A 13,945-nucleotide genomic window follows, 5' to 3' on the forward strand; every position below is an offset into this window, starting at 1 on the left:
AGGAAAACGGCACCATTCAATCGTTACCAGCCTTCACTACCGTCATGTAAGCAACTGTCCCAGTCGTGATTGCGCTTACGTAAATTTTACGTAAAAAAGCGTTTTTTTAGTAAAAAAATCAACGATAAGCGTTTTCTTACCGTTGATAACCTTAATGTTTTCGCTTTGCATGTTGTAGGACTTGATATAACAGGACGCCAATCATCACCCCTAATGTATTAAACATGAGATCATCAATATCTGCCATGCCAGTCCCTAAAACAAACTGGGCGGATTCAATACACAGGGATAACAGAGCCCCTTCAATAATCGTAATCAACCAATCCCCTTTGCGCTGTGTCAATGACCGTCGCAATAAACCAAACGGGATAAACCACGCAATGTTCCCGTAGAAGTTATACCAATAATCAATCTGGGCGGGCGCTTGCCGTAACTTGAAAGTCTCAACAAACGGTGTCAAATTAATTTGGCTAAGTGGTCGTTGCAAATGGAGCTGCATTTGCCACGGATAATAAATATGCCGTAAAACCGTTAATGAGACCAATAAGGCAATATAAAACACAAATAACAATAGTTTCAGTTCTGGGAGAAGCTGTATTTTGCGTCGTTTCATTAATAAGTACCCCAACCGGCACACAATAAAAACCAAACAATACAAAATCGTCTTATCTAAACTCTCCACCGTCAATTTGATGAGTGGTAAATGATTATACTGTTCCCCCCAAGGGAGGATCCATTGTTCATAAATACGCCCAAGAAATACCAAAAAACCAACCTCACTTATTCCACTAATTTAACCTATCTGTTCATTACTCAATGAGTAATTAAGTCCATTATAGCTGTTTTTTTTCAATAAATAACGCTTAATTACTCGACTAAAGTGAATCTTAAACTATTAGGTATCGACTGCCCAACTTTAGCCCGATGTGTGCCTACTGTGCTATGCTATAATAGAAGTTACTATAAATTGAAACAGGAGCCTTTTATGAAAGTTCTATTATATTTTGAAAGTGAAAAACTACTCGCTAAATCTGGAATTGGGCGGGCGTTGGATCATCAAAAACGCGCGTTAACCAAAATGGGGATTGACTATACGCTTGATCCGAATGATCAAGATTACGATATCTTACATATCAATACATACGGACTCAAAAGCCGCAGTGTCATCAAAAAGGCGCGTAAAATGGGGAAACCCGTCATTTATCATGCACATTCGACCGAAGAAGATTTTCGCAACTCCTTTGTTGGTTCCAATCAACTCGCTCCATTTGTTAAACGGTACCTCGTTAGCCTCTATCAACAAGCCGACCACTTAATTACCCCCACCCCTTATTCAAAATCATTATTGGAAAGCTATGGTCTAACCAACCCTATCGCTCCCATTTCAAACGGCATTGATTTAGCTAAGTATCAAGCCACACCAGCTAAAGAAGCTGCTTTTCGGAATTTCTTCCATTTAAAGCCTGATCAAAAAGTGATTATCTGCGTCGGCCTCTTCTTTAAACGCAAAGGGCTTCTCGATTTTGTCGAAATCGCCAAAGGTCTACCCGAATACACCTTTATCTGGTTTGGAGATGTACCCATGTACAGTATTCCAGCCAATATTCGCCGGATTGTCAAACAGGATCATCCCGACAACGTCATCTTCCCTGGTTATATCAAAGGCGATATTATCGAAGGCGCGTATGCCAATGCTGACTTATTTTTCTTCCCTTCTTATGAAGAGACTGAAGGGATTGTCGTCTTAGAAGCCCTTGCAAGTCATCAAAAAGTGTTGGTGCGCGATATTCCGGTTTACCATGGCTGGCTTGCCGATCAACAAAACTGCTACATGGGCCACACTAACGCAGAATTCAGTCAACTCATCCAAGCAATGGTCACTAATGCCGTTCCCGATTTAACAGCTCAAGGCTACCAAACTGCGCAGTCTAAGAGTATTACAGAAATCGGCCATGAATTACAAGCCGTTTATCAACATGTTTTGGCGCCAGATCAACTGAATCCAAAGTACGATGCCATCATGCGGCCCGCGAAACGTTAAGTTTCTGTTTAAACTTTAAACTGCTATTTGCGCTAATGCCGCCCTCGGGTTAAAATAAGGCATTAGCGCTCTTTTAGTTCTGTTTTTTGAAAGGATGTCACATTATTTGAAACTCACAAAAATTAAATCATTCCTATCCACGAGATTAGGCTTCATGAGTTTGTTAGTCTTTTTATTTTGGCTAAAAACGTTATTCGGGTACTTCACCGATTTTAACCTCGCAGCTAGTGGCTTCTTACAAATTGCTATTTTAATCTTTAATCCGGTCGCGACGACGCTCCTTTTATTCGGCATCATTCTTTATGTTCGCCAGCCGCATCTCAGTTATTGGTTGGGCTTGATTATCTATGCCGCCAACACCGCTCTTTTATATTTTAATGTCATCTATTACCGGCAATTCACCGATTACATGACCATCAACACCATCTTAGGGTATTCAAAAGTTTCGGCTGGGCTCAGCAAAAGTTCACTGGCCCTCATGAACTGGCATGATGCGCTGTATTGGATTGATATTATTGTCTTAGCCTTGCTGATTTTAACCAAGGTCATCAAGATCGACAAACACGCATTTAATCGGTGGTGGGCCTTCAGTATTACCTCACTGGCCGTCTTATTATTTGGCATCAACCTTGGCTTAAGTGAAATCAGCCGACCTCAAATTTTATCACGGACGTTTGATCGGAACTACATCGTTAAGTACCTCGGCATCGACACCTTCACCGTCTACGATGCTTTCAAGACTACTCAGAATAATCAAGTGCGTGCCCAAGCTGAGAGTTACGACTTAGATCCGGTGCTCGACTTTATGAAAGAGCATTACGCTGCACCGAACGCTGAATACGCAGGCGTTGCGAAGGGCAAGAACGTCATTGTCATTCATTTAGAGAGTTTTCAACAATTCCTAATCGACTTTAAGTTCGAAGGCCGCGAAGTAACGCCATTTTTAAATAGCCTCTATCATGATCAAAATACATTAGGTTTTGAAAACTTCTTCCATCAAGTTGGCCAAGGTAAAACCAGTGATGCCGAAAACATGATGGAAACCGGCGTCTACGGTCTACCACAAGGCTCAGTCTTTACAACGCTTGGTTCGGATAACACCTTCCAAGCTGCCCCATCAATCCTCAAGCAAAACGGTGACTATACGAGTGCCGTTTTCCATGGTAATGTGGGCACCTTCTGGAACCGCAATAACGTCTACAAGAACTTTGGCTACAACTACTTCTTCGATTCTTCCTACTTTAACACCGATCCTGATAACGTCTTACAATACGGCTTGAAGGACAAATTATTATTCGGTGAATCGATTAAGTATCTCGAACAGCTACAACAGCCGTTCTACACGAAATTCATCACCGTCACCAACCATTTTCCATTCCCATTACCCGAAAAAGACGGTGACTTCCCCCGTGCCACAACTGATAATACAGCGGTCAACAACTATTTTGCGACCGCCCATTATCTTGACCAATCCCTAGAAGAGTTCTTCAATTATCTTAAAGCCTCTGGGCTCTATGATAATTCAATGATTGTCCTCTATGGTGATCACTACGGTCTTTCGAATTCTGATAATAAGGCCTTACTCAGTGTACTAGGCCGCGACCCAGAAACGTGGACCGACTACGATAACGCCCAACTACAGCGTGTGCCTTACATGATTCACATGAACGGTTTAAAAGGCGGTATCCAAAAACAATATGGTGGCGAAATCGATGCGTTACCAACAATGCTTCACTTACTCGGGATTGATAATAAAAATTACGTCCAATTCGGCACCGATTTATTATCACCACAACATGATCAAGTCGTGGCTTTCCGAAACCATAACTTTGTCACCCCTGATTACACAGTACTCGATGGCACCATCTACAATAATCAGGATGGGACAGAAGTAACTGAACCAACAGCTAGGTTGCAAAAACAAGTCGCTGTTTGGCAGAAACAAGTGAACCGCGAATTGAGTTTGTCGGATTCAGTTAACGAAAAGAACCTATTACGTTTCTATACACCACAAGGTTTTAAACCAGTGAACCCTGCCGATTATAACTATCTGACTGGCTATCAACAGCTTGTCGATATTCAAAATAAATTAGGGGCTAATTCAACCAGTTTATTCTCGCAAAATGGTGATCAATCGACTGTTGGGCTCTTTAAAACCGATGCTCCAGAATTAGCGGATGATCAATCAAGCCTCACGGAAGTGCCAAAATCAAAGGCCCTGAAAAAAGAGTCTGATGCAACAGCAACTAACGATGCGGAATAATCGTCAAAAAAAAAACGCAAGGACAACATATATTGTCCTTGCGTTTTTTTGACGTTAGCTAATCACCTGCGATTGAAAACTATTAAAAACGGATTCCTGAGTCGTTGTCATGATTACGATAATTTGAAACTGCGCTGCTACCGCTCTGACATCATTTAATAATTGGCGAGCATCCGTTGGTGGAAGTTCATCTAAGAAATGCTTGACCACCACGAGTTGCTGGTGGCTTGCTAAACCGCGAATCAATTGAATCCAGAACTGATCGACTGGCGGTAATTCGGTGCCCAATAAACTCCGACTGCGCTTTAAATGCTGTTCAATCAACATTTTTAACGTTGGTGCAAGCTGCTTTTTAGGAAGCAACAAGTTATCCCAACCGGACATAAAGGGGAGAATCTTAGGCGCCTCATAATCAATGACATATGGGGGTTCAGGTGATTCAAGGTTCTGCTGAATCATCTCCGGTTGACTAAAATAGACCTGTCCAAGTGCTAAGGGTTGTTTATTTAGCATTTCAATCACGCCTTTCTCATTTTCCTAAAGCGAGTAACTTGGCACCAACCAATAATGTAAACTGGTGCAATTAGACTGATAAATGGTGCCCATAGTTGGGCGAATACTTGATTGGTTAAATTCTGCTTGGTACTCTCATGCAAAATCGGATTCAATAACGAATGACTACTAAAGTCAGTCAGATGATTTTTAAATAACGGTTGAAATGCTCGGGGACCTTGTATTGGTCGCAACGGCTTTTGTAGCCACTGTTGATTAATCAGCTCTAATCCGCGCCAATAGTAGGAATTGACTAATAACCAACCTAAAATCACTGTCACGCTTGCGCTGATTAGTAAGCAAAGCGCCGTTAACGTATAATAATTGACAATTGTATGTCGCGACCAATTCGCACTAGTGAAAGTATCGATATCCTGACGCATCTTCTTAAACGCTTGCCAAGTCAAAATACCAATCACAAGTGCGATAACGATAGTCAGCACTACCGCGATAAATTGATAGCGTCCCAGTAAGACTTCTTTACTTTGAACCAGATGTGTCAGGGGGTTAGTCCCCTCTTTAGTTGTGTTAAAGTTGGCTAATTGCTTTTTCAACTGGTTGAGGTCATGTCGTTCTAAACTGATCAAGCTCAGCGCAATCAGCATGACGCCTAAAAAGAGGCAATCCACGAGATAGATTAACAAAGATTGGCGTAAATAATACCGAATATTAGCTGGAATTGATTTAATGGAGAACATGACCCACCTCCTAATAAAGATAGTGTAAAACTAAAGTATGAAAATTATATGAACTCTGTGGTAAAAATTAAAAAAAACGCCTTAATTAAGACGTTTTTTTAGTTCCCTTAAATTGTCTTTTCCTTTCTTTGAACCATTAACCAATAAACAAGTGCTGTCAGCCCCATTGCGATAAACGTTGCCCCCGTATAAGCGTGAATAATCGCGAATTGATTTAAGACCAAGTAGCTGACCACCCCAATGACCCATGCAATCATGGCTGTCAGATGATATCCTTTGGTGTACCAGTATGGTCCAGCAACTTCATTGAGCGCACCAACATTGTAGTGCCGCCGTCTAATAATGAAGTAATCCACCAAGAAAACTGCGATTTCAGGCCCTAAGAACATCCCAATACTATCAAGGAAGGTTTCGAAAGTGGTTAAAAATGAGGCAACATAGACTGGGATAAAGGTCATCACCGTTGCCAATAACGTCACGACCCACAATGCCGGCGTTAATTTAAATTTCGGAAAAATATTGGTTAAAGCCGATCCCGCAGCCATTAGATTCACCGCGTTAGCTGTCGTACTGGTAATCACGATCACTAATAACGCTAAAACACCTAACCCTAATTTGGCCGCAATGGTACTTGGATCCGCATTGTTCGGGTCAAAATGATTTAACGTAATCGCTGTGGCAATTGTCGCCGTTAACCCGATGAAAGCAAACCAGAACAAGCCAATATTGGCGCCTAAGAATGAATAGCCAGTGGCTGCTTTCTTGTTCTTTGAAAAACGACTGAAGTCCGCAGCAGCGGTTACCCATGCAAGGTTAAACGCTGCTAGGATATCGACCGCCTTCCCAAATTCAAGCCGCAAGTTACTGGCTGGCCGCCACGCCGCTAAGTCTTTGAACGGTACCATTTTGAAGACAATGATTGATTCCCAAGTGACTAAGATAATCACTAAGATGATGCCAATTCGTTCAATCCAGCGGACGGATTTTTCACCGAGCGAAATACTGATTAAATGCAGGACAGACATAATTAGAATCCCAACAATCAAGCTCATCCGGTTAGTGGCTGCATCGTTGCCTGACCAGCCCATGATTTCCTTGATGATGAAGCTCACTGAAGTTGCTGCAATATACGTATTCACCGCAGCCCAACCGATGAATTGTACCACATTGATAATCGATGGCAAGACGGATCCCTTCACGCCAAATGAGGCCCGCGTTAGCCCCATCGCCCCCACACCAGTTTGATACCCCATGTAGGAGGCCAGTGCAAGCAAGACGTACGATAAACAGCCAACAACTAGTAACAACGTAGACCCTTGAATCAAGCCAGTTGCCGCAATAATGCCGCCGATAAACCAAGTGCCGTTATTCGCATTTGCACCAATCCAAGTTGCGAACAAATCCCAACTGCCCATCGTTCGTGCGTCCTTGGATACTGCATGAATTGTTTGTTGCTTTGTCATTTTGATACCCTCCACTTGGTTAATTGCATTAAAAAAAGACCTACTCCTAGACAGAGCAGGTCCACTAATGTACTTGTTAACCGCTCCTTTGTCAGCCTCACTGGACTGCCCTTAAAAGGATTTATATTTATAAGCATTGTATTAAACTTACTTGCCAAAGTCAACTCATGATTGTTATACTCACTAATAAAAAAAGCGAGGTTGGATAAAATGCTCATTCAAAACGTGCACATTGAGAATCAAGAATCATTGCAGTCAATCAGAATTGAAAACGGGATCATTACAGCAATTGAGGCACAGCTAATACCGCATCCTAATGAGCAAGTCATCGACGGACATGGTCAATTGGCATTACCGCCATTTGTTGATCCTCACGTCCATCTCGATTCAACTCTCACCGCCGGCCAGCCTGAATGGAATGAATCTGGAACCTTGTTTGATGGCATTCGGATTTGGTCCGAACGCAAAAAGGATTTAACCCACGACGACGTCAAACACCGCGCAATTCAAGCACTGAAATTACAAGCCAGCCATGGGATTCAATTCGTCCGCTCACACGTTGACGTGACTGATCCAGACTTAGTTGCGCTCAAAGCCTTAATCGAGGTTCGCGAAGAAGTCAAGGATTGGATGACGTTGCAACTGGTAGCCTTTCCTCAAGAAGGGATTCTTTCTTTTCCAAATGGCAAAGCATTAATGACCAAAGCTGCCCAATTAGGGGTTGATGCAATCGGTGCTATTCCACATTTCGAATTTAATCGCGAATATGCCGTCGAATCCTTGAAGTTTGCTTTTGAACTCGCTCAAGAATATGATTTACTATTCGACGCACATACCGATGAAATTGATGATCCCAATTCACGTAGTCTTGAAACAGTCGCGACTCTCGCCCTTGAAACGGGGATGAAAGACAAAGTGACGGCTTCACACACAACTGCCATGGGCTGTTACAACGATGCCTATATGTACAAATTGATGCGGCTGTTAAAAATGGCGGATTTAAACTTCATCGCCAACCCACTTGTCAACCTATTTCTCGGTGGCCGTTTTGACACTTATCCGAAGCGCCGTGGTTTGACGCGCGTAAAAGAACTGACTGCCAACGGGCTAAACGTCGCTTTTGGTGAAGATGATATTCAAGATCCATGGTACCCAATGGGCGATGGCAACATGCTTGATGTGTTGTATAGTGGCCTACTGGCAACCCAAATCATGGGCCATACTGAAATCATGAATGCCTATCGCTTCATTACTTACAATGGTGCTCGTACAATGCACGTCCTTGACCAATATGGTCTCGAAGTGGGTAAACCCGCCCACCTGATTCTAATGGATAGCGACAACTTCTACGAGGCTCTCAACAAGCGCGCCGCTGTTACCCTCTCAATGCACGCTGGCGAAATCATCAGTGAAACCCAACCAGCTCAAACGCAATTGCATATTTAATCTAAAAAATAGGCGTCACGACAATTTAATCCTTGTCGTGACGCCTATTTAAATTGGTTTAGCTTTCACTTGTCACAATCGTTTCATCTGGGAAAGTTAAGGTAAAAGTGGTCCCTTGTTCAGGAATACTTTGGACCTCAATCATCCCATAATGTAACTGGACGAGTTGGTGGACAATCGCCAACCCTAAACCAGATTCACCATATTTGGTATTCTTACGTGATGGATCTGCTTTGTAATACCGTTCCCAAATATTTTTGACTTGTTCGTCCGTCATTCCGATACCGGTATCGCTAATCGTTAAGATTGTTTCGTGGAAACCAGCTTCCGCAGTCACCGTAATTTGCCCATTTTCTGTAAACTGAATGGCATTTTGCATGATGTTAAACATCACTTGGACAAAACGGTCATAGTCGGCATAGATTGGGACATTCTCTTGGGCGTCCAAGATGAGCGTATCACCGGCTTCAGTCGCCTTCTTCTCGAGTTGCTCTTGAATATTCTGGATAGCTTCCACCGCATTAAACGTTTGCGGGTTCAATTTAATTTGGTTAGTCCGAATCTTTTCATAATCCAGGTTCTCGTTGACTAAGCGAATGAGTCGGTTGGTTTCATTTTGCATTAATGAAATACTCTTGGCGCGCATCTCTTCTGGAATCGCATCATATTGCAACCCTTCTAACAGACCCTTAACGGTCGTTAAAGGCGTCCGCATTTCGTGAGCAGCGTCGGCCATGAATTGCCGCCGGCGATCTTCTTGCCGCTTAATTTCCTTTTCAGATTCATTCAACGAATGCACCATCTCATTAAAATCGGTGGCCAAATCATCCAATTCATCTTTACCAGGATTCTTAATCTGAACATTAAAATCTCCTTCAGCAACTAGGTGGGTCGCATTTCGTAAGCGATTAATCCGATAAATTTGATACCGTGCTAAGACGTAACTCAACAGAATCCCACCGATTGTCGATAGTAAAAAGGCAATCAAGAGGTTCTTGCGCATCGTTGTCAAACCAGATTTAACGGTTTGTAGTGGTGCTGCCACCCCAATCACGTAAATCAGTTTGTTATTGTAAAAAACGGGTTTGAAGACCACTAACTGTTCTTGCTTATTGTTATTCACTTGGTGCGAATCACGACTTAAGCTCAGCCGTTGAATCTGGCCATTCTTTAAATGTTTCCAATATTGTTTCTTGACCGAAACTTTAGGATCCGGGGTAGGATACACCATCTCGTTTTCGGCGTTAAAGAAATTAAACCCAACGTGTTGTTGGGAAAGGATTTGTTGACTATCAATAATGAATTGGGTCGACAAGGCCGCTTGAGACCCCTGTTTGAAAGCTTCACGTTCAATCACATCCGCGTAACCTTCTAGTTGATCCCAGGTGCTCTCATAAGCGGTCCTTGTCGAATATTGCGTAAACGCAATCCCCACAATAATAATGGTCGTCATAATGACGCCGAAAAATGCCAACATCCATTGATAAATAAGCTTCATTCGCGCGCTGCGTCTGAATCATCAAATTTATAACCGACACCCCAAACGGTCTGAATCACTTGTGGTCCTACTTTTTCAATCTTTTGACGTAACTTCTTGATATGCGCATCAACTGTTCGTTCGTCACCGAAGTATTGGTAATCCCACACAAGTTCTAATAATTGTTCCCGTGAGAAAACTTGACGGGGATTTTTAGCTAACGTCTTCAATAAATCGAATTCTTTTGGCGTTAAATCTAAAATTGGTTTGTCCAATAAATAAGTCTCACGCGTTTTAGAACTCAACTTAAAGTGTGTTGTTTGTACATCAAAATCTGAATTTTCAGCCGCTTGTTGTAAGTTTTCTTCAGCTGCTTCGACTTGTTCATCAATCAACTCAGCACGGCGATGTAAGGCTTTAATCCGTGCAATCAGTGTGATTGGACTAAAGGGTTTTGTCACATAATCATCAGCACCGAGTTCAAGGCCAAGCACTTGATCACTTTCAGAATCGCGCGCCGTCAACATAATAATTGGTACTGTCTTCGACAACTCGCGGATTTTTTGGGCGACTTGCATTCCGTCTAAACCCGGTAAATTTAAATCAAGCGTGATAATGTCCCAACTCTCTGGATCGACACTAAAGGCTTCCACTGCTTCATTGCCGTCGTAAGCGAAATGGGCATCCCAAGCTTCTTTTTGGAAAAACATACTCATCATTTCTGATACGGATTTGTTATCTTCTACCATTAAAATTTTCATTAGAATTCCTTCTCTTTTTACGTTGCTATGTCTATATTATACAGTAGATAAACCAATTACGGATGAATAATATATGAAGAAGTGATGAAAATCAAACACATCACGGTTCCCGTTTGCATGGTATCGCTAAGCATGATAGCATGTTAAGCAGATATCATTATTTAGGAGGCCCCATTTTGACTTATAAAGGACTAGTATTTTTCGACCTTGACGGTACACTTTACAACGAACATTCTGAAGTAGTTGCAGCTGTTGCGATTGCACTCCGCCAATTACGCGCCAACAACTACTTACCAATCATTGCGACCGGTCGCTCACCGCTTGAAATTCAAGATGCACTTGCAAAAACCGGCATCGATTCATTCATTTGTTTAAATGGGAGCTTCATTCAATATGAAGGTCAACCTGTTTATAAAGGCACTATTCCAACGCCCGTGATTGAAAAAACCGTCGCAATTGCTAATGCTGCTGACGAAGCCATCGCTTTTTATAATGAAGAAGCAATCCGGATTACGGCTGTAACTCAACCCGGCAAAGATGCCTACAAGTTTGTCAACGCCCCCGTCCCCGAAGTTGATCCAGACTATTACTTGAATCATTCAGTCTACATGATGTTGATTCTCACAAACGACAATGACAAGGCCTATACAGAAACACTAAGTACCGACTTAACATTCTACCGCAACACACCGAACTCAATTGATACGGTTGAAAAAGATTGTTCAAAACAAACCGGTATTAAAGAATTGATTCGCTCACAAAACTTAATGGGCATCCCAACTTATGCGTTTGGCGATGGTACAAACGACTTACCAATGCTCGACTTCGTAGACTATCCCACCGTTATGGGCAATGGTATTCCGGAAGCTAAAGCCAAGGCAAAATACATTACTTCTAAGAATACTGAAGGTGGCATTATTGAGGGTTTACGCCACTGGGGCTTAATTTAATCACTTAACTAATCCGCGCCATAACGGCTCAATCACTGTCATGGCGCTTTTTTTATCTTGACGCTTCTCAGTAGACCGATTAAAATTAGAATCATCTCACTTAAAAAGGAGTTACTAATGACACAACATTCACTCTTTGCCAAAAAACAAATCGACGTGAACCAATTTAAAAATAGTACACTAGAACGCCATTTAACCGCCTTTGGTTTAACCGCCATGGGGGTTGGTGCAGTCGTCGGCGCCGGTATTTTTATCACACCAGGGATTATCGCCGCTAAATATGCTGGACCCGGTGCGATGCTGTCTTACCTGCTCGCTGCAGTCGTCTGCGCAATGGCTGCCCTTTGTTATTCAGAATTCGCTTCTACAATTCCCTTGGCCGGTAGTGCCTACACATACGTCTACACCGTCTTCGGTGAATTAATCGCGTGGATTCTAGGTTGGGCACTTATTTCCGAATATCTCTTCGCAGTCGCCTCAGTGGCCGTCAGTTGGTCAGCCTACTTCCAAAATCTAATTGCTGGCTTTGGATTACACTTACCTACCTTCTTATCGACTGCATGGACGCCTGGCCACCCTGGTGGTATTAATTTAATTGCCGGTTTAATTACGTTATTGATTGGGTTCTTACTATCAAATGGCTTACGCGAATCAACACGGATTAATACGATTATGGTTGGTGTGAAAGTCGCTGTCATCGTAATTTTCCTTGGCGTTGCCATTTTCTATGTGAAACCAGCCAACTTCAAACCGTTCTTACCATTTGGTGCTGGTGGCATTCTTTCTGGGGCAGCATTAGCATTTTACGCCTACATCGGCTTTGATGCCGTTTCAACCGCATCAGAAGAAGTTGTCAATCCGCAACGTGATATGCCAATCGGGATTATCGCTTCATTATTGATTGCTTCATTATTGTATGCCGCAGTTGCCACCGTCCTCGTTGGCGTCGTGCACTATACAAAACTCAACGTTGGTGACCCCGTTGCTTTTGCGCTTCAATTGATGCATCAAAACTGGGTTGCTGGGATTGTTGCCCTGGGAGCAGTTGCCGGTATGACAACTGTCCTACTCGTTATGACCTACGGCGGAACACGTCTGATCTTCGCCATTAGTCGCGATGGGCTATTGCCACCCGTTTTTGCCAAAGTCAGTTCAAAAACACATGTGCCAGTTGCGAATACATGGATTTTCGCCATCGTCACAAGCATCGTCGCAATGGTAGTGCCACTTGATAAGATTGCTGAATTGGTCAACATTGGCACGTTATTCGCCTTTGCAACTGTTTCTCTCGGTGTGATCTTCCTGCGCAAGTTACCATTTTATAATGAATTGCCACAAGGGTTTAAAGTGCCACTATTCCCATGGATTCCTTTACTTTCATGCGGCTTATGCTTACTACTCATGACCCAGTTACAACTAACAACTTGGATTGTCTTCTTAATCTGGTTGGTGATTGGCCTAACAATTTACTTCAGTTACGGCTACCGTCACAGTCGCCAATAAAAAATAGGCGTTAAGCAGTTTTCATAATCTGCTTAACGCCTATTTCTATGCAATCTATCGTGAACTATCTACAAAAATGCATGAACATCCGTGAAAATGAGGTCATGTTGCCAGCAAGAATCGCGACAATTGGCACTAATGCCCACAACCAGTACTTATTATTCTTCCGCTGTTCAACCTCAGCTTTCAACCGTAAATTCTCATTTTCCATCTTAAGGCGTGCAATTTCAAGTTCTAATTTATCTTTGTCATCCATGCAACTCACCTTCCGTCCTAATTTATTACCGCCATTATAACAGAATTTTTCAAAAATCTCCCACCTATCCACTCCAACAAAAAAAGCCCTCTAATCTTGTGGATTAGAGGGGCTTTAACGTGCTTTTCAAACCATACTTCTGCGGCTAGCTACGTCCCGCAAACGATCGACTCCGTCGCTCATTCACGAAACTAGGCTAGTCCTCAAAGTATAACCGGCTTGAACGCACTTCTATTTTTAACGTGCTTTTCAAACCATACTTCTGCGGCTAGCTACGTCCCGCAAACGATCGACTCCGTCGCTCATTCACGAAACTAGGCTAGTCCTCAAAGTATAACCGGCTTGAACGCACTTCTATTTTTAACGTGCTTTTCAAACCATACTTCTGCGGCTAGCTACGTCCCGCAAACGATCGACTCCGTCGCTCATTCACGAAACTAGGCTAGTCCTCAAAGTATAACCGGCTTGAACGCACTTCTATTTTTAACGTGCTTTCAAAAGCATCCTATTCCGGTTAGCTACACAAGTCAAACGA

Annotated in this window: 12 protein-coding genes; 5 read left to right on the forward strand and 7 right to left on the reverse strand. The window is 42.7% G+C overall.

Features of this window, described 5'->3' with window-relative positions; translation table 11 throughout:
• Window positions 1-151: 151 nt before the first annotated feature.
• Window positions 152-613, reverse strand: a complete 462-nt coding sequence (locus LCU_RS04215) for a VanZ family protein (protein WP_232505292.1) — start codon at window positions 611-613, stop codon at window positions 152-154.
• 372 nt (window positions 614-985) lie between these two features.
• Between LCU_RS04215 and LCU_RS04220 the strand changes: the two genes are divergently transcribed.
• Together LCU_RS04220 and LCU_RS04225 are read left to right on the forward strand one after the other, a co-directional pair.
• Window positions 986-2,041 carry an LTA glycolipid anchor biosynthesis glycosyltransferase, IagA/BgsA family gene (locus LCU_RS04220; RefSeq protein ID WP_054644356.1) on the forward strand — a complete coding sequence of 352 codons (1,056 nt, stop codon included), beginning with the start codon at window positions 986-988 and terminating at the stop codon, window positions 2,039-2,041.
• 94 nt (window positions 2,042-2,135) lie between these two features.
• Window positions 2,136-4,304, forward strand: a complete 2,169-nt coding sequence (locus tag LCU_RS04225; RefSeq protein ID WP_164905621.1) for an LTA synthase family protein — start codon at window positions 2,136-2,138, stop codon at window positions 4,302-4,304.
• 54 nt (window positions 4,305-4,358) lie between these two features.
• On the opposite strand, the gene LCU_RS04230 is transcribed toward LCU_RS04225, so the two are convergent.
• The 3 genes from LCU_RS04230 to LCU_RS04240 form a co-directional block, all read right to left on the reverse strand.
• The gene (locus LCU_RS04230; protein ID WP_056965809.1) at window positions 4,359-4,817 is read right to left on the reverse strand and encodes a hypothetical protein; all 459 of its coding nucleotides are present in this window, start codon (window positions 4,815-4,817) and stop codon (window positions 4,359-4,361) included.
• A 5-nt stretch (window positions 4,818-4,822) separates the two neighbouring features.
• Entirely contained in the window at window positions 4,823-5,554 is a 732-nt protein-coding gene (locus LCU_RS04235) for a hypothetical protein (protein WP_054644355.1), read from the reverse strand.
• A gap of 107 nt (window positions 5,555-5,661) precedes the next feature.
• Window positions 5,662-7,017, reverse strand: a complete 1,356-nt coding sequence (locus tag LCU_RS04240) for a cytosine permease (RefSeq protein ID WP_056965799.1) — start codon at window positions 7,015-7,017, stop codon at window positions 5,662-5,664.
• Between the two features lie 210 nt (window positions 7,018-7,227).
• On the opposite strand from LCU_RS04240, the gene codA reads away from it, so the two are divergent.
• Entirely contained in the window at window positions 7,228-8,463 is a 1,236-nt protein-coding gene (gene codA / locus LCU_RS04245; RefSeq protein ID WP_035187053.1) for a cytosine deaminase, read from the forward strand.
• A gap of 58 nt (window positions 8,464-8,521) precedes the next feature.
• Here codA and LCU_RS04250 read toward each other — a convergent pair whose 3' ends face one another.
• The gene (locus LCU_RS04250) at window positions 8,522-9,961 is read right to left on the reverse strand and encodes a sensor histidine kinase (RefSeq protein ID WP_056965802.1); all 1,440 of its coding nucleotides are present in this window, start codon (window positions 9,959-9,961) and stop codon (window positions 8,522-8,524) included.
• Entirely contained in the window at window positions 9,958-10,701 is a 744-nt protein-coding gene (locus LCU_RS04255; protein ID WP_004271200.1) for a response regulator transcription factor, read from the reverse strand. The genes LCU_RS04250 and LCU_RS04255 overlap by 4 nt, the downstream gene beginning before the upstream one ends.
• A 176-nt stretch (window positions 10,702-10,877) precedes the next feature.
• Between LCU_RS04255 and LCU_RS04260 the strand changes: the two genes are divergently transcribed.
• Window positions 10,878-11,651 (forward strand): Cof-type HAD-IIB family hydrolase, encoded by a 774-nt coding sequence (locus tag LCU_RS04260; protein WP_056965804.1) that lies wholly within the window; start codon window positions 10,878-10,880, stop codon window positions 11,649-11,651.
• A gap of 117 nt (window positions 11,652-11,768) precedes the next feature.
• Window positions 11,769-13,154 (forward strand): APC family permease, encoded by a 1,386-nt coding sequence (locus LCU_RS04265; protein WP_004271196.1) that lies wholly within the window; start codon window positions 11,769-11,771, stop codon window positions 13,152-13,154.
• 64 nt (window positions 13,155-13,218) lie between these two features.
• Here the strand turns inward: LCU_RS04265 and LCU_RS04270 are convergent, their stop codons facing one another.
• The gene (locus LCU_RS04270) at window positions 13,219-13,410 is read right to left on the reverse strand and encodes a hypothetical protein (protein WP_056965807.1); all 192 of its coding nucleotides are present in this window, start codon (window positions 13,408-13,410) and stop codon (window positions 13,219-13,221) included.
• Window positions 13,411-13,945: the final 535 nt, after the last annotated feature.

The sequence above is a fragment of the Latilactobacillus curvatus JCM 1096 = DSM 20019 genome (assembly GCF_004101845.1).
Lineage (GTDB): Bacteria > Bacillota > Bacilli > Lactobacillales > Lactobacillaceae > Latilactobacillus > Latilactobacillus curvatus.